This window comes from Bradyrhizobium sp. Bra64 (assembly GCF_024519875.1).
Classification (GTDB): domain Bacteria; phylum Pseudomonadota; class Alphaproteobacteria; order Rhizobiales; family Xanthobacteraceae; genus Bradyrhizobium; species Bradyrhizobium japonicum_G.
This window is the reverse complement of record NZ_JALJRD010000002.1, coordinates 193,808-210,534: the sequence shown is the minus strand read 5'-3', so window position 1 is coordinate 210,534 and position 16,727 is coordinate 193,808. Positions and strand designations below refer to the sequence as shown.

General features: G+C 65.4%; 16 protein-coding genes. 5 read left to right on the top strand and 11 right to left on the bottom strand.

The annotated features are described in order from the left end of the window. Nucleotides 1–111 precede the first annotated feature (111 nt). The gene (locus NR187_RS08615; RefSeq protein ID WP_211383111.1) at nucleotides 112–609 is read left to right on the top strand and encodes a hypothetical protein; all 498 of its coding nucleotides are present in this window, start codon (nucleotides 112–114) and stop codon (nucleotides 607–609) included. 51 nt (nucleotides 610–660) lie between these two features. Here NR187_RS08615 and NR187_RS08610 read toward each other — a convergent pair whose 3' ends face one another. The 11 genes from NR187_RS08610 to NR187_RS08560 form a co-directional block, all read right to left on the bottom strand. Next, the gene (locus tag NR187_RS08610; RefSeq protein WP_211383112.1) at nucleotides 661–948 is read right to left on the bottom strand and encodes a YciI family protein; all 288 of its coding nucleotides are present in this window, start codon (nucleotides 946–948) and stop codon (nucleotides 661–663) included. Nucleotides 949–1,023: 75 nt separating this feature from the next. Then, the gene (locus NR187_RS08605; protein WP_211383113.1) at nucleotides 1,024–2,010 is read right to left on the bottom strand and encodes a sugar ABC transporter substrate-binding protein; all 987 of its coding nucleotides are present in this window, start codon (nucleotides 2,008–2,010) and stop codon (nucleotides 1,024–1,026) included. A 42-nt stretch (nucleotides 2,011–2,052) separates the two neighbouring features. Continuing rightward, complete coding sequence (locus NR187_RS08600) at nucleotides 2,053–3,030, bottom strand: ABC transporter permease (RefSeq protein ID WP_211383114.1); 978 nt, start codon at nucleotides 3,028–3,030, stop codon at nucleotides 2,053–2,055. Then, nucleotides 3,027–3,977: an ABC transporter permease gene (locus tag NR187_RS08595; RefSeq protein ID WP_211383115.1), complete on the bottom strand. Its 951-nt coding sequence runs from the start codon at nucleotides 3,975–3,977 to the stop codon at nucleotides 3,027–3,029. Before NR187_RS08595 ends, NR187_RS08600 begins: the two co-directional genes overlap by 4 nt. Then, a complete protein-coding gene (locus NR187_RS08590; RefSeq protein ID WP_211383116.1) occupies nucleotides 3,970–5,496 on the bottom strand; it encodes a sugar ABC transporter ATP-binding protein in 1,527 nt (508 codons plus the stop codon). The genes NR187_RS08595 and NR187_RS08590 overlap by 8 nt, the downstream gene beginning before the upstream one ends. Beyond that, nucleotides 5,493–6,887, bottom strand: coding sequence for an FAD-linked oxidase C-terminal domain-containing protein (locus NR187_RS08585; protein WP_211383117.1), 1,395 nt, complete (start codon nucleotides 6,885–6,887; stop codon nucleotides 5,493–5,495). The genes NR187_RS08590 and NR187_RS08585 overlap by 4 nt, the downstream gene beginning before the upstream one ends. Nucleotides 6,888–6,944: 57 nt before the next feature. Beyond that, nucleotides 6,945–7,829, bottom strand: coding sequence for an intradiol ring-cleavage dioxygenase (locus NR187_RS08580; protein WP_211383118.1), 885 nt, complete (start codon nucleotides 7,827–7,829; stop codon nucleotides 6,945–6,947). Between the two features lie 15 nt (nucleotides 7,830–7,844). Next, on the bottom strand, nucleotides 7,845–8,747 hold the full coding sequence (locus NR187_RS08575; RefSeq protein WP_211383119.1) for an NAD(P)-dependent oxidoreductase: 903 nt from the start codon (nucleotides 8,745–8,747) through the stop codon (nucleotides 7,845–7,847). A gap of 21 nt (nucleotides 8,748–8,768) precedes the next feature. Then, a complete protein-coding gene (locus NR187_RS08570) occupies nucleotides 8,769–10,142 on the bottom strand; it encodes an amidohydrolase family protein (RefSeq protein ID WP_211383120.1) in 1,374 nt (457 codons plus the stop codon). A 4-nt stretch (nucleotides 10,143–10,146) separates the two neighbouring features. Further along, entirely contained in the window at nucleotides 10,147–11,226 is a 1,080-nt protein-coding gene (locus NR187_RS08565) for a maleylacetate reductase (RefSeq protein WP_211383121.1), read from the bottom strand. Then, complete coding sequence (locus tag NR187_RS08560) at nucleotides 11,223–11,546, bottom strand: Dabb family protein (protein WP_211383122.1); 324 nt, start codon at nucleotides 11,544–11,546, stop codon at nucleotides 11,223–11,225. The genes NR187_RS08565 and NR187_RS08560 overlap by 4 nt, the downstream gene beginning before the upstream one ends. A gap of 108 nt (nucleotides 11,547–11,654) precedes the next feature. On the opposite strand from NR187_RS08560, the gene NR187_RS08555 reads away from it, so the two are divergent. From NR187_RS08555 to NR187_RS08540, 4 genes are all read left to right on the top strand, one after another. Further along, entirely contained in the window at nucleotides 11,655–12,578 is a 924-nt protein-coding gene (locus tag NR187_RS08555) for a LysR family transcriptional regulator (protein ID WP_211383123.1), read from the top strand. Nucleotides 12,579–12,591: 13 nt separating this feature from the next. Beyond that, nucleotides 12,592–14,037, top strand: a complete 1,446-nt coding sequence (xylB, locus tag NR187_RS08550; protein ID WP_211383124.1) for a xylulokinase — start codon at nucleotides 12,592–12,594, stop codon at nucleotides 14,035–14,037. Between the two features lie 130 nt (nucleotides 14,038–14,167). Then, nucleotides 14,168–15,691 carry a sugar ABC transporter ATP-binding protein gene (locus NR187_RS08545; RefSeq protein ID WP_256806258.1) on the top strand — a complete coding sequence of 508 codons (1,524 nt, stop codon included), beginning with the start codon at nucleotides 14,168–14,170 and terminating at the stop codon, nucleotides 15,689–15,691. Then, a complete protein-coding gene (locus NR187_RS08540) occupies nucleotides 15,684–16,721 on the top strand; it encodes a ribose ABC transporter permease (RefSeq protein ID WP_211383126.1) in 1,038 nt (345 codons plus the stop codon). The genes NR187_RS08545 and NR187_RS08540 overlap by 8 nt, the downstream gene beginning before the upstream one ends. The last annotated feature ends 6 nt before the right edge of the window (nucleotides 16,722–16,727 follow it).

The window sequence follows — 16,727 nt, the reverse complement described above, 5'->3', positions numbered from 1 at the left end:
GGGCCGCGTGGTTCAGTCATGTTCCGCAACATATCTCAACATCTTCGCCAAATTTTGATCGGTTGATCGCGGCTAGGGTCGGTTCAAACCCAACGAATCGGAGCCGCCGCGGTGTCTTTGAAATCATCCCTTAAGCGAGGGAGTGCCGGCCTCGCCTGCCTCGCGCTGGTGGCCCTGAACGCGTCCTATGCGGAAGCGACCCTGGACGGTTTGGCCGGCACTTGGTCAGGGACGGGTTCGATGAAGCCTGCCGATGGTCCCCGCGAGAAGGTGCGCTGCAGGGTCGCCTACAACGTCACGAGGCTGGGCCGATCGCTCACTCTGGATTTGCGATGCGCGAGCGATGCCTACAAAATGGTCTTGTCCGCCAACATGGAGCAGAACGGCAAGGAGTTTTCGGGGAATTGGTTCGAGAGCGAATACCGCCAGGGTGGCAAGATCTACGGAACGAGTTCGGAGGACGGATTGATAGAGGCAAGAATTGAAGGCAACACCGTTGCGGCGTTGGTGACGATCCGGACCGCGGGCAATCACCAGTCGTTCGTCATGGATGCGCCTGGTGCCTGGGTCTCGCAGGTCGCCATAGAGCTGAACAAAGATCCGAAGTAACGGCCGCGCGAACGCCCTTGCCGGGTGCCAGGCGATGGCCCGTCGCAACTTTCAACCTTGTCGGCGCAGGAAGCCCGTGATCGTGACCTTGTCCCAGATGCCGGCCTCGGCAAAGGGATCGGCGTGGTTGAAGGCTTCGACTTCGCTGCGGCCGGGCGCCTCGATCAGGAACAGGCTGCCGATCATGGTCTGGCCATCATCGGAGACGAGCGGCCCCGACATCACGATCTTGACGCCGAAGCGCGAGGTGTCGCTCAGAAAGGCCTTGTGCGCGTCGTAATTGGCCAGCCGGGTCAGCAGTGCGCCGGCGCGGTCGAGGGCGTGAATAGCGAACAGCATGGTGTCTCCTTTTATGTCTCGTTTTCTTGGGACGGCCGCAAAGGCGGCCGTCCGTGCTTGTCTTGATCGGCTGGCCTATTTGGCGCCGAGCTTGCTGGCGTCCTCGAAGGTCGGGCAGGTCCGCTGCTCCAGCGGCACGTCGAACGGCTGGTAATTGTCCTTGGTGATGACGGTCGGCTTTAGCACGATCTCATTGATGACCGGCTGGTTGCGCAAGCTGCGGATCGCCATCATGGTGCCGAGGCATCCTTGAAAAAATCCGTTGTAGTCGCCGCTCGCCAGCAGCTTGCCGGACTTGATGGCATCGATCGCCTCCTTGGTGCCGTTGATGCCGATCACCTGGGCCTTGCGGTTGGCACCGTCGAGCGCCTCGATCGCGCCGACCGCCATGGCGTCGTTGGCGGCGAGCACGCCGTCGATCTGCGAGTTCGACTGCATCAAATTCTCCATCACCTGGAGCGCCTGCAGCCGCTGGTAGTTGCCGGGCTGCGAGGCCAGCAGCTTGGCACCCGCGTTTTCCTTCAGCGCGTCGTTGAAGCCGCGGACGCGGTCGACGTTGGTCAACGAGCCCTTGACGCCCTCGATGATGACGATGTTGCCTTTGCCGCCGAGCGTCTTGAGCAGGAAACGCGCAGTCTCCAGCCCAAGGCTGTAATCGTCGGCGCCGACGAAGGAGAGGAACTTGCCGCCCGCGGAGCGGTCGGTGATGTTGACGACCGGGATCTTTGCCTCGTTGATCTTCTCGACGCCCGGCACCATCGCCTTGTAGTCGACCGGCGTGAAGACGATCGCGCTCGGCTTCTTAACCACGACGTCCTCGATCTGGCTGAGCTGCTCGGGGATGGAGTCCGGCTTGGTCGGGATGTACTGGAGCGTCTTCGCGTTCAGCGCCTTCGCCATGCTGTCGGCGCCAACCCGCACCGTCTGGAAGAACGGGTTTGTCTGGTTCTTGGTGAATACGGCGATCGTCTCGCCGTCGGCGCGCGCCTGCGTCGTGAACGCGGCCGCCATCAGCAGCGGCAGCGCCAAATAGGACGTCAAGTAGCCCAGTTTCTGTTTCATGTTGTCTCCATCCCTCGTTTTGCTTGTTGGTAGTCCAGGAACTCATTGCGCGCGGCGGCGGGTCTTCATGTCGAGCCAGACCGCGAGAATGACGATGATGCCGGTGACCAGCGGCTGCCAGTTGGCGCTGACCGACAAGAGATTCATGCCGTTCAGCACCAGCGTCAGGATCAACGCGCCGATGAAGGTGCCGAACACGGTGCCGACGCCGCCGAACAGCGAGGTGCCGCCGATCAGCACGGCCGCGATCGCGGGCAGCGTCAGGCTTTCGCCGATGTCGGCCTCGGCCGAATTGAGCCGCGACAGGAAGATGATCGAGGCGAGCCCCGCCATGGTGCCGGAGACGGCGTAGACCAGCAGCAGGCGGCGTGCGACGGGAATGCCGGACAGCCGGGCCGCGACCGGGTTGGCACCGATCGCATAGATCTCCTGGCCCCAGATCGTGCGCTGCGCAAACAGCGTCCCGATCCCGAGGAACACCAGCAGCAGATAGACCGGGATCGGCAGGCCGAACAGATAGCCGCTGCCGATCTGGCGGAAGCCCGCCGGAAAGCCGTGCAGGGTCTCGCCCGCCATGTACCAATAGGTCAGGCCGTTCAGCACCCAGAGCATGCCGTAGGTGGCGATGAAGGAGGGGATGCGCAGGGCAGTGACCATGACCCCGTTGAGAAGCCCGACGATGCCGCCGCAGGCGATTCCGGTCAGGATGCCGAGCGCCGGCGAGCCTGTCTTGTGGATCACGGTCCCGGCGATACAGGCGGACAGCGCGACGTTGGCGCCGACGGAGAGGTCGAGGCCGGCGGTGAGCACCACCAGCGTGAGACCGGAGGCGATGAAGAAGGTCAGGCTGGCCTGCCGGAGCACATTGAGGATGTTGCCGAGGCTCAGGAAGGAATCGCTGAGCACCGCGAGCACCGCACAGATCAGCAGCGCCGCGAGCAGGCGATAGAATACCTGGACCGCATCCTGCGACAGCAAGGAACGGGACGGCACGATGGCCTCCTTGGTGATGTCGGTCATGCGTGGCTCCTGAGACCATCGAGGAACAGCGCGACGATGACGAGGACACCGACGCTCGCGACCTGCACCGAGGATGGCATCGAGATCAGGTTCAGCCCGTTGCGCAGCACACCGACCGCGATCACGCCAAGCAACGTGCCGAGCAGCCAGCCATTGCCGCGCTCGAAAGAGGTGCCGCCGACCGCGACGGCCGCAATCGCATCGAATTCGAGGCCGAGGCCGGCGGTGGGGTGGCCGGAATTCATCCGCGCGGTCATCAGCAGGCCCGCGATGCCGGCCATGGCGCCGCCGATCGCATAGACCGCGATCAGAAGCCGGTTCGGCGAGAGGCCGGCATAGCGCAGCGCCTCACGGTTGCCGCCGAGCGCGAAGATGTAGGTGCCGAAGCGGGTGTGATAGAGCAAGCCGTGAAACGCGGCGTAAGTCACCAGCGCCATCACGATCGGCACGGGGATGCCCAGTAGCGTCGCCGAGTAGATGTCGCGCACGCTGTGGGGGATGCCGACCACGCTCTGGCCGTCGCTGACGATCAGCGACAGGCCTTGCGCCATGCCGAGCGTGCCGAGCGTCGCGACGAAAGGCGGGATGCCGAGGATCGCGACCAGCCAGCCGTTGACGGTGCCGAAGGCGGCTCCCACGAGCAGGCCGGCACCGAGGCCGAGCAGCATCGATTGGGTCGCGAGCGAGACGATGGCGACGCAGAGCGAGGTCAGCGTCAGCACCGCGCCCATCGACAGGTCCAGCCCCTCGGTCATGATGATCAGGGTCATCGGCAGCGCCAGCATGGTCAGGATGGTCGACTGCACCAGCACGTTGGAGAGGTTGGCGACCGACAGGAAGCCGGGCGCGATCGCGCTGAACAGCGCGATCAGCAGCACCAGCACGATGGCAACGCCGGGAATGCGTTGCAGCGGATGGGGCTCGGAAACGACCGCGGCCTCACGCATGATGCATCCCCAGTCGCACGATGTTCTCCTCGGTCAGTTCGTTGCGCGTCAAATGCCCGGCGATGCGGCCCTCGCGCATCACATAGGCGCGATCGCAGACATGGCAGATCTCGACCTGCTCGGACGAGATCATCAGCGCAGCGGCGCCTTCCGCGACCAGCCGGTCGATCAGCGCAAAGATCTCGGATTTGGCTCCGACGTCGATTCCCCGCGTCGGCTCGTCGAAGATGAAGAGTTTTGAACCGGCCGCCAGCCATTTTCCGATCACGACCTTCTGCTGGTTGCCGCCCGAAAGCAGGCCGACGGTCTGCCGCGCGCTTGGCGTCGCGATCCTCAACTGCCGGATCAGGCCGTCGGAGGTGCGCTGTGCGCTGCGCTGGTCGAACAGGCCGCTCGGGAACAGCTTGCGCAGCGCCGACACCACCAGATTGTCGCTCACCGACCGCAGCAGCGCGAGACCCTCGCTCTTGCGGCTCTCCGGGATCAGCGCGATGCCGCGGCGGGCGGCGAGATCAGGCTCGCCGGAAATGCTCTTGCCGTCGAACACGATCTCACCTGACGTCACGGGATCGGCGCCGAAGATCGCGCGCGCGACTTCGCTGCGGCCGGAACCGACCAGACCGCAGAGGCCCACGATCTCGCCCCGCCGGACCTCGATGTTGATGTCCGAAATCCCTGTCGAGGCGGTCAGTCCCCTGACCTCCAGCAGCAGCTCGCCGGGCTTGTCGGCAAAGTTGCGCGGGTAGGTCATGTCGACGTTGCGGCCGACCATCATGCGGACGAGCTGGTCCGGCGTTACGTCTTCGGGCCGGACGCCGTCGATGCGGCGGCCGTCGCGCAGCACGGTGATGCGGTCGCCGAGCGCGAACACTTCGGCCATGCGGTGGGAGATGTAGACGATGGAGACGCCATCGGCCTTCAGCCGCGCGATCAGCGCGAACAGAAGCTCCGTTTCGCGGTCGGACAGCGCCGCCGTCGGCTCGTCCATCACGAGGATGCGGGCGTTCTGGCTGATCGCTTTCGCGATCTCGACCATCTGCTGCTGCGCCACGCCCAATTTGTCGACGATGGTGGAGGGATCGATGTCGAAGCCGATCGTGCCGAGCACGCGCCTCGCGTCGGCCAGAATCCTGCGGCGGTCGATGGTGCAGGGGATACGGCCCTTCGGCTCGCGGCCGAGGAAGATGTTCTGGGCGATATCGAGATGGGGGACGAGCGAGAACTCCTGGAAGATCACCGCGATGCCGAGCTTCTGCGCATCGGCGGTCGAGGAGATCGCGACCTTCTCGCCCTTGTAATAGAACTCGCCGGCGTCGGCGCGGTAGGCGCCGCACAGCACCTTCATCAGGCTCGACTTGCCGGCGCCGTTCTCCCCGAGCAGCATGTGGACTTCGCCGGGGAAGACGGCAAAGGACACGTCATCCAGCGCCTTGACGCCGGGAAACTCCTTGCTGATGCCGCGCAGCTCCAGCAGCGGCGTGGGCGAGACAGGCTCGATGGCCAATGCGGCGGTGCTCATGCGCGCGCTCCGCTTGCAAAGATCTTTCCGGGGTTCATCAGTCCATCAGGGTCGAGCGCGGTCTTGATCTGTCGCATCACGTCGACGGCTTCGCCGAGCTCGTCGGTGAGATAGTCGATCTTGCCGAGGCCGATACCGTGCTCGCCGGTGCAGGTGCCGTCCATGGCGATGGCGCGGGCGACCATGCGGGCCTGGAGCGCCTTGGCGCCTTCGGCCTCTTCGGGCTTCGCGGGGTCGATCAGGATCAGCATGTGGAAATTGCCGTCGCCGACATGGCCGACGATCGGCGCAATAAAGCCGTGCTCATCCGCATCGCGCCGGGTCTCGGTCAGGCATTCCGCCAGCCGCGAGATCGGCACGCAGACATCGGTGATCACGGCGCGCGCGCCGGGCCGCAGGCCCAGGCCCGCATAAAGCGTGTTGTCGCGCGCGTGCCAGAGCCGGCTGCGGTCTTCCGCCGCCTTGGCCCAGGCAAAGCCATGGCCGCCATGATCGGCGGCGATGGCTTGCGCGGCCTCGGCCTGCTCGGCGACGGAGGTCTCGGAGCCATGGAATTCGAAGAACAGGGTGGGAGCCTCGCGATAGCCGAGCTTTGCGTAGGCGTTGATGCCGCGCATCATGACGTCGTCGAGCAGCTCGATGCGCGCGACGGGGATCGCGGACTGGATCACGGAGATCGCCGTGTCGACGGCATTGTGCAGCGTGTCGAAGCTGCAGACCGCTGCCGAGATCGCCTGTGGCACCGGGTGCACCTTCAACGTGATCTCTGTGATGATCCCGAGCGTGCCTTCGGCCCCGACGAACATGCGCGTCAAATCGTAACCGGCGGCCGATTTGCGCGCGCGCCTGGCGGTTCGGATGACCCGGCCGTCGGCGAGCACCACCTCGAGCGCCATGACGTTGTCCTTCATGGTGCCGTAGCGCACTGCCATGGTGCCGGACGCGCGCGTCGACGTCATGCCGCCGATGGAGGCGTCCGCGCCGGGATCGATCGGAAAGAAAAGTCCGGTCCCTCGAAGCTCGGCATTGAGCTGCTTTCGCGTGATGCCGGGCTGCACCACGACATCCATGTCGCTGTCGTGCACGGTCAGAACCCTGTTCATGCGCGAGAAGTCGAAGCACACGCCGCCCGCGACGGAAGCGGCATTGCCTTCCAGCGAGGTGCCGGCGCCGAACGGCACGATTGGCATATTCGCGGCCGCGCACAGCTTGACGATCTCCGCGACCTCCTGGGTGGTCTCGGGGAAAACGACGATGTCGGGGGGCAGGTTGCGATAATGCGACTCGCTCTGCCCATGCTGGTCGAGCACGGCGCGAGCGACGCTCGCGCGCGGACCGATCATCCCCGACAGGCGATCGGCCAATATGCCCGTGCTGACACGCGGCCCCATCCTCACTCCCCGTCTGCTCCCTGTTGCCGGACTCTTGTCGGTCCGTCGCCGTCCAGTCTAGGCGGCTCTTGCATTGCTCGCGACCTGCTTCAGGCCGAAATCGTAATTGAGGTGAAAATAGTCGCCGTCCACCATGCGACCATCCGGCGCACGCCCCGCCGGATGACGGGTGAACTCGCGGATCAGGCTGTCCTTGACGCCGAACACGACGTCAGAGTCGAGATATTTGTCGCCGGCGACGAACACGTGGGTCACGAGCTGCTCGAAGCCGGGCGCCGAGATCATGAAGTGCACATGCGCCGGACGCCAGGGATGGCGGCCCTGCACCTCGAGCATCTCGCCGACCGGGCCGTCATGCGGGATCGGATAGGCGGCCGGCTTGATCGACCAGAAATGGAAGCGGCCGTTGGCGTCGGTGTGGAAGCGCGCGCGCATCGCGAGATTTCCGATCTCGTCGAGCTGCTGCACGTCGTAATAGCCGTCATCGTCGGAGTGCCAGACGTCCACGATGGCGCCCGCAAGCGGACGTCCGTCGACGGTCGAGACCGAGCCGGTGACCAGCATCGGGTCGCCTTCCATCGGGCCGGAGATATCGGCGCCGCTGTCCTTCTCCGGCGCTGCCTGGACGAAGAACGGTCCCAGCACCGTGGTCTCGGTCGCGCCTTCCGGCACCGGATGGTTGATCGCGTCGACCAGCATGGAGACGCCGAGCGTATCCGACAGCAGGATAAACTCCTGGCGCTTGTCGTCGCACATGTGCCCGGTGCGGGTCAGGAAGTCGATACCGTATTCCCATTCCTTCTGGGTCGGCCGCACCTCGCGGACGAAGGCATGAAGGTGGCGCACCAGAGCTTCGCTGACCTGCTTGATACGCGGATCGGTCGCGCCCGCGATCCGCTCAATCACCGCCTCGGTGATCGTGGTTTCGTTGAAGTTACGCATGTTTGCCTCCGTAGATCACAGCTTCGGCTCGCCGAGGCCGGACAACCGTTCCAGATGCTTGACGGTCGCGATGAAGTCGGTGTCGCCGTCGCCCTGTGCGATCAGCGATCCATAGGTCTCGCGCACCTGGGCGGCGAGCTGAAGCGGAACGCCGACGGCATGTCCGGCGCCGAGGATCAGGTCGAGATCCTTGGCCATCTGCTTGCATGAGAAGCTGGACTCGAAATCGCGGGTCCGCAGCGGCGCGGTCTTGTACTTCACCATGGGCGAGGTCACCGCGCTGTCGTCCAGCACCTTCAGAATATCCTGCCAGGCGATGCCGCCCTTGCGCGCCAGCGCCAGGCTCTCGGCCATCATCGCCGCCGATACCGCGATCATCAGATTGACCGCGAGCTTGGCGTAGCGAGCTTCCTCGGTCGGCCCGAGGTAGGTCTGGGCGCGGGTGAACGCCGCGAACAGCGGCTTTGCGTTTTCGAAGGCGTCTTTCGGCCCCGAGACGAAGCAGGTCAATGCGCCCGTGTGAACGATGCTGGCATTGCCGGAGACCGGCGCGCGCAGATAGAGGATGTCGCGTGCCTGCGCCGCGGCGCCGACATCAGCGGAGGCTTCGACGCTCACGGTGCTGGTCTCGATCAGGACGGCTCCGGGCGCCATTGCGGCGATGAGCCCGCTGGGGCCGAGCAGCGCGCCGCGCAAGGCTGCATCATCGGGCAGGGACGTGATGACCACCGCCTTGCCGCTCACGGCTTCAGCCGGCGAAGCAGCAATCGAAATTCCCTGCCTACGGGCCTCGCTGATCCGCGCTGCGCTCTGGTCGAACGCGGTGACGGCGTAACCGGCCTTGGCGACGAGCGCCGACATCGGCAGGCCCATCTTGCCGATCCCGATGAAAGCGACATTCCTTGAAGCGTCAGTCATTGATCTTGTCCATTGGCGCCTTCAGGCGGCGCGTCCCTGTCGTTCGATGTCCTGCACCAGCCGCCGGCCGGATTGCGCCAGCAACTCTTTCTTCGCTTCCAAGCCCGCAACCAGCAGTTGGCCGTTCCGTTTCTTCCAGGAGCCCCCGATCATGACGGCCTCGATATTGGCGAGGCTGGTCTGCATCACGACGGTCGCGATGGGATCGTGCACCGGAAAGAGGTTGAGATCCGAGGCGTTGATGATGACGAGGTCGGCAAGCTTGCCCGGCGTCAGAGAGCCGATCTGGTTGTCGCGGCCAAGCATGCGCGCACCCTCGATGGTGATCCAGCGCAGCGCTTCGCGGACCGGAATCGTAGTAGTCGCCGGAATCGTGCCGCTCACTTTGCGTGACTCGGCATTGTCGAGTGCCCGTTGCATCGACAGCGCGACGCGCGCGACGCCGAATAGGTCGCCGGCCAGCACGGATTCGAGGTCGATGCCGATCGTCGGCCGCACGCCGCGCTTGAGCAGCCGTCCGGTGATCGGGAAGCCGTGGCCCTGGATCATCTCGTTCTCTGGCGTGACGGAGAAGGACACACCGAGATCGACAAGACGATCGAGGAGATCGTCGGGCAGATCGTTGCCGTGGACGATGTTGATGCCGGCGCCAACGAGGCCGGCCTCGATCAGCTTCTCCCAGCCATCAGGCGTCTTCGCGGGGCCGCCACCCTGATGCATCGATGCGATCAGCTTGAGTTCGCGCGCCAGGCGGAAATCGTGCATGGCGACGTCCAGCGTCGAGTAGTGCGGGCCGAGGATCGCAAGACCAAGCGTGACGAGGCCGTCGCGGTCGGCGAGGGGCCCTGCCAGCAGCCGCTCGACCTCGCGGCGCGGATGCGGCACTTCCGAGAAATGCGGTTCGCCCGATTTTGGCTCAGGCTTCGGCGAGCCATGAAAGAAGGCGGCGCGGATCCCGCTCTCGACCAGGCCAAGCACGGCGGCGTCGGTGTGAGCGGGCGTCGGATTGTTGTGGCACCAGTCGACCAGCGTAGTGGTGCCGCAATTGATCTGGTTCAGCGCGCCGACGACGGTCGCAATGTAGATGTCCTCGGGCCGGAATACGGTCGCGAGCCCGGCATGCATGCGGCGGAAATATTCCAGCAGCGTCCAGTTCGCGGCATAGCCGCGCAGGGCCGTTTGCCAGGTGTGCATGTGTGCGTTGATGAGGCCGGGGATGACGATGCGCCCCGTGCCGTCGACGATCTCGGTCTCGGCCGCACCGCTGCCGAGGTCGATCGATGGGCGTACGTCGACGATGCGGATCCCGTCGACCAGCACGTCGCCGGCCGAAAAATCGCCGATCGAATCATCCATGCTGATGACCGTGGCGGATTTGATCAGCGTGCGCCGCATCGCTTTACGCCGCCGCTTCAATGGCAACAGGCCGTTCGCCGGCCCAGGCGCGCGCGATCAGGTCGCGGATGGCGCCGCGCTCGAGCGGGCGCGGATTCCAGTAGGCGTTGGTGACCGCGAGATCGGCTGCCTTGTCGATGCCGCTCTCGGGCATGCCGACGTCGCGCAGCGCGACCTTCGCACCTAGCCGTCCTGCAAGGTCATAAAGTCCCTGCGATGCATCGGTCGCACCGATTGCGCGCGAGATGCGTGCCATCGCGTCCGGCACCGCCGGTGCGTTGTAGGCGAGCGCATGCGGCAGTACGATGGTGTGGGTCTCTGCATGCGGCAGATTAAATGTGCCGCCGAGCGTGTGACAGAGCTTGTGATGCAGCGCCATGCCGACAGTGCCGAGGCAGACGCCGCACAGCCACGCGCCATATAGTGCTTCGGTGCGGGCCTCGCGGTCATCGCTCTTAATGGCGATGGCGGGCAGGGCGCGGGCCAGCGCGCGGATGCCTTGTTCCGCCATCAGCGAGGTGACGGGATTGGTATCGCGCGCGTAAAGCGCTTCCACCGCATGCGCGATCGCGTTGATGCCCGAGGTCGCGGCCAGGCTCGCCGGCAGCGTCAGGGTGAGATCGACGTCGTAGATCACGGTCTCCGGCAGCACCGCCGCGTCGCGCACCGTGGTCTTGAGGCCGTTCTCGGTCTGGCCGACGATCGGCGTCATCTCCGAGCCGGCATAGGTGGTGGGAATGCAGAGCTGGTTGACGCCGGTACGCAGCGCCAGCGCCTTGCCGAGACCCGTCGTCGATCCGCCGCCGAGCGAGACGACGCAGTCGGCGTCGCACGCCTTCATCGCCGCGAGCGCCCGCTCCGTGACATCGACCGGCGTATGCATGGTGGCGCCGGGAAAGATCCCGGCGTAGAGCGAGCCAAGCGCCGTCCCAAGGCTCTTGCCCTGCGCCTCCTGCTGCGGCGTCGTCAGCACCAGTGCGCGCTTGCCGCCGAGTCGCTCGACTTCGGCCTTGGCGCTAGCCAGCGTTCCGCTACCGAACACGACGCGGCAGGGCAGGTTTTCAAAGGTGAACGAACCGATCATGCGCCGGTCTCTTTGATGGGATAATCCACCTGGAAGCGGCCGATCCGCAAGTCGCCCAGCGCCTCGCGGACGCGCAAATGTTCGGGGTGGGTGGCGTAGGCGGCGAGAGCGGCGTGGTCGGTGAATTCGGAGAACAGCACCACGTCGCAGGCGTAATCGACATCGCTGACGTCGAGCCCTACTTCAATATGGGTGAGGCCCTCGATCCGGCCGCGCAGCCCCTCGAACAGGGTTTTGACCTTGGCCCGGGCGGCGGAACGCTCCGCTGGCGTCTCCCCGCGCAGCCGCCACATCACGATGTGCCTGATCGGGCCCGACATTTCCCAGTTTCCTCGCCTGCAATCTTGCTTCTGTTGCGGCCATTTTGGCTTGCGGGATACGGAAATAAAGGTCAATAATCGCAAGTCTCTTTTCCTAAATGTGGAAAAATGGATCGCCTGCTGCAATTGGAGGTATTTGCCAAGACGGCTGAACTCGGCAGCCTGTCCAAAGCTGCCGAAGCGCTGCGCATGTCCAATGCAGCCGCAAGCCGGCACCTCAGCGCGCTCGAGGAGCGCCTCGCCGTTCGGCTGATCGAGCGCAATACCCGCCGGCTGTGGTTGACGGAAGCGGGGCAGGAATTGCTGGAGAGGTCCAGCCGGGTTCTGAGCGAACTGGCGGAGGCCGAGGACATCGTCAGCGATCGCGCGCTGTCGCCGCAGGGCACGTTGCGAGTCACGAGCTCGCTGTCCTTTGCGGTAATCTATCTGGCGCCGATGCTGCCGGCTTTCCGCGCGCGCTATCCGAAGCTCAACATGCAGATCACCACCGCCAACCGCTACCCCGATTTCATCGAGGCCGGCATCGACGTCGCGATCCGGACGCGCGAGCAGGAGCCGGATTCGAACATCATCGTCCGCCGCATCGGCCAGATGCGGCGTGTGCTTGCGGCCGCGCCATCCTATCTCGCAAGCTGCGGCGAGCCGGAACAACCCGCCGATCTCGCGCGCCACAACATGCTGGTCTACAACCTCGCCAACGATCCCTATTCGCTGCGCCTGCGCAAAGCCCATGGCGCGCAGACCGTCCGCATCACGCCGACTCTCGACAGCAATGACGGCCAGGTCATCCGCGGCGCCGCCCTGGCAGGGCTCGGCATCCTCATCCAGCCGCTCTACATCGTGCAAAGCGACATCGCCGCGGGCCGTCTCGTCCCGGTGCTGATGGACTGGGAGTTGCCGCTGCTCACGATGAACATCGCCTATCAGAACCGTGCCGGACTGCCCGCCAAGATCAGGGTGTTTTCCGACTTCCTGGTCACCCACATCCGCGAGCATTCGGAGCCAGGGATCTGGATCGACGCGGCGAAGTGAGCGGGGAGCATCCATGTATCTCGGCATCGATCTTGGCACTTCGGCGGTCAAGACCGTTCTCGTCGACGGTGCCCAGCGTGTGATTGCAAGCGAGAGCCGGCCGCTCCCGACCGCATCGCCGCAGCCCGGCTATTTCGAGCAGGATTCCGCACATTGGGTCGAGGCAACCTTTGCCACGCTGGATGCGCTGAAGGCGACGCATGCCGGCGCGTTGGCGGCCGTCGAAGGCATAGGGCTGTCCGGCCAGATGCATGGCGCCACGCTGCTCGATGCGAGCTCGAGACCGCTGCGGCCTTGCATCCTCTGGAACGACGGACGCTCAGCCGCGGAGTGTCGTGTCCTGGAACGACGCTGGCCCGCCTTGCGTGCGACGACGGGCAACAAGGCGATGCCGGGATTCACCGCGCCGAAGCTGCTCTGGATCGCGACGCACGAGCCTGAAATTTTCGCGGCGACGAAACTCGTTCTGCTTCCAAAGGCCTATTTGCGCCTGGTGCTGAGCGGCGAGGCAATCGAGGACGTCTCGGACGCGTCGGGATCGCTGTGGCTCGATGCCGCGCGCCGGGACTGGTCGGACGCGGCACTGGCAGCGACCGGACTGTCGCGCGATCAGATGCCGCGTCTGGTCGAGGGATGCGCGCCCGCAACGACACTGCGCGGCGAGCTGGCGCGGCGCTGGGGCATGAGCAAGCCGCCAGTGATCGCAGGCGGTGCCGGAGACAATCCGGCGGGCGCCATCGGCATCGGCGCGATCCAGCCGGGAACCGCCTTCCTGTCCCTGGGAACCTCGGGTGCCTTGCTGGCCCCGACGAGCACAATCGCCGCCAATCCCGACCGCGCGGTGCATACGTTCTGCCACGCTATTCCCGCGATGTGGATTCAGGCCGGCGCGATCCTCTCGGCCGCCTCTTGCCTGGCCTGGATCGCGCGCCTGTTCGGCGCCACCGAGGCCGAGTTGCTGGCCCCGCTTGGAACGCGCCCGCAGGCGCCGTCGCCCGTGAGCTTCCTGCCTTATCTTGCGGGAGAGCGCACTCCGCACGACGATCCCGTCGTGCGCGGCTTGCTGGATGGCTTGAGCCATGGCACCGATCGCGGCCCGATCGTGCAGGCGGTGCTCGAGGGCGTTGCCTTCGCGCTTGCCGATTGCCGTGACGCGCTCGCGGATGCCGGCATTGCGATTGCGGAAGCCGACGCCATCGGCGGTGGTTCACGGTCCCGGTTCTGGCTTTCGGTGCTGGCAAATGTGCTGAATGTTCCAATCCATCGCTTCGCGGGAGGCGAAACCGGCGCGGCGTTCGGTGCGGCGAGATTGGGGCGACTTGCTGTCACCGGTGAGGCGATCGCCGCCGTGTGCACGCGGCCGCAGCGTGTCGAGACGTTCGAACCCGACGCAGGACTGGTCGATGCTTACGCCGAGCGGCTTCCCGCGTGGCGTGTACTGTATCGTCCGCGCCACTAGCATCGCCTCGACGTTGCATTCCCGTGTGTTCGGTATTGCCCTGTGCGGCGGGCTTTTGTTTAATGCGTGGACCGCGCTGACAAGAAGATCGAGACGCGGGTAGGAAACGCATTGTGCGTCGGGAGGCACGATGAACGATCCGATCCTCGAGATGCGCGGGGTCTCAAAATCCTTCTTTGGCATCAAGGCGCTGCGTGCCGTCGATCTCACCGTCCATGCCGGCGAAATTCATGCCTTGATGGGCGAGAACGGCGCCGGAAAATCGACGCTGATGAAGATCCTGTCCGGCGCCTACAGGCCTGATCCCGGCGGCGAGATCCGCATCGAGGGAAGCCCGGTGCGGATCGAAGGTCCGCTCGGCGGCCGCGCGGCGGGCATCTCCATCATCTACCAGGAGCTGTCGTTGGCTCCCAATCTCAGCGTTGCCGAGAATATCTATCTCGGCCGGGAGATATCGCGATCAGGCTTGCTGGCGCGCGGCGCCATGCGCGAGGGCGTCGGCTCCATCCTGAAACGGCTGGGCGCGGATTTCCTGCCATCGACGCTGGTGGCGCATCTCTCCATGGGCCAGCGGCAACTGGTCGAGATCGCCCGTGCGCTGCACGCGAAATCGAAAATCCTGATCATGGACGAACCGACCACCGCCTTGTCGGCCGGCGAGAGCGCGCGGTTGTTCGCGCTGATCCGCCAGCTTCGGGCGGAGGGGCTTGCCATCATCTACATCTCGCATCGCATGGACGAGGTTTACGCGCTCGGCGACCGCGTCACCGTGCTTCGCGACGGCCGGCTGGTCGGGTCGCTCGACAAGCAGGACATCCGGGCCGACACCATCGTTCGGCTGATGGTCGGGCGTGACGTCTCCTCCTTTTACAAGAAGGATCACGATCCTGAGGCGGGGCGAGGGCATCCCGTGCTCGCAGCGACCGACATGGCCGACGGCCAGCGCGTCAAGGGCTGCTCGCTGACCGTGCATGCGGGCGAGGTTGTGGGCCTCGCCGGCCTGATCGGCGCCGGGCGCACCGAGCTTGCGCATCTCATCATCGGCGCGGCACCGCGAACGTCGGGCCGCCTCGAACTTGAGGGCCGCGCGGTCGACATCCGCAGCCCGGGCGCGGCACTCGAGGCCGGCATCGCCTATCTGACGGAGGACAGGAAGGCGCTCGGTCTGTTCCTCGACATGTCATGTCTGGACAACATCAATCTGGCTGTGCTCGCGCGCGATGCGAAGCTCGGCTGGTTTCTGGATCGCGACAAGGCGCGTGAGCGCGCCGACCGCGCCTTCGCGGGGCTCAGCATCCGTGCCGCCGATGTCGGCGTCCCCGCCGGTGGCCTGTCCGGCGGCAACCAGCAGAAGGTGCTCCTGTCGCGGCTTCTTGCCATTGCGCCGAAGGTCCTGATCCTGGACGAGCCGACGCGTGGCGTTGACGTCGGCGCCAAGTCCGAGATCTATTCGATCATCGACAATCTGGCCAAGGCCAGCACCGCGGTCCTCGTCATCTCGTCCGATCTGCCCGAGATCATCGGCATCTGCGACCGCGTCATCGTGATGCGATCGGGGCTTGTTGCTGGCGAGGTCAGGCGAACCGAATCGACGCAGTTGAGCCAGGAAGACATCATGGCGCTCGCCACGGGGATGGAGCAACTCGATGCATGACAGCCCTCCGAAAGCGGACACTGCCACCGCCGCGGGCCTCGCGGCAGCGCAGGAGACGAAGCGTCAGCGCATCAGGCTCGTGATCCGCGCGGCCGGCATGCTGCCGGTGTTGTTGATCTTGTGCGGCGGCTTCCACTTCCTGTCGGAGGGCCGCTTCTTCACCGGACAGAATCTCGGCATCGTGTTGCAGCAGGCCGCAGTGAACACCGTGCTCGCCGCAGGCATGACCTTCGTCATCCTCACCGGGGGCATCGACCTGTCGGTCGGGTCGATCCTGGCGGCCGCCGCCATGGCCGGGTTGACGCTCTCCAAGCTGCCGGAACTCGGGATGCTGTGGCTGCCGGCTGCGCTGGTCACGGGCCTTGGCTTCGGCGTCGTCAACGGCGCGCTGATCGCGCTCCTCCGCCTGCCGCCCTTCATCGTCACGCTCGGCTCTCTCACCGCCGTACGCGGTCTGGCGCGACTGCTCGGCGGCGACACCACGGTCTTCAACCCCTCCATTCCCTATGCGTTCATCGGCAACGGATCGCTGACGCTCGTTCCCGGCATCGCGTCGATCCCTTGGCTCTCGGTGATCGCCTTGCTCGTCATCCTCGTCTCCTGGCTGGTGCTGCGCCGGACCGTGCTCGGCGTGCACATCTATGCGGTGGGCGGCAATGAAAGCGCGGCGCGGCTTGCGGGCATCAAGGTCTGGGCCGTGCTGATATTCGTCTACGGCGTCTCGGGACTGTTCGCCGGTCTAGGCGGCGCCATGCAGGCGGCGCGGCTCTATGCGGCCAACGGCCTTCAGCTCGGTCAGTCCTATGAGCTCGATGCGATCACCGCCGTGATCCTGGGCGGCACCTCCTTCGTCGGCGGCATCGGCTCGATCTGGGGCACGCTGGTCGGTGCCTTGATCATCGCCGTGCTGTCGAACGGCCTGATCCTCGTCGGCGTCTCGGACATCTGGCAATATGTGATCAAGGGCCTTGTGATCATTGGCGCCGTGGCGCTGGACCGCTACCGGCTGCAAGGCTCGGCCAGAACTTGAGGGGCT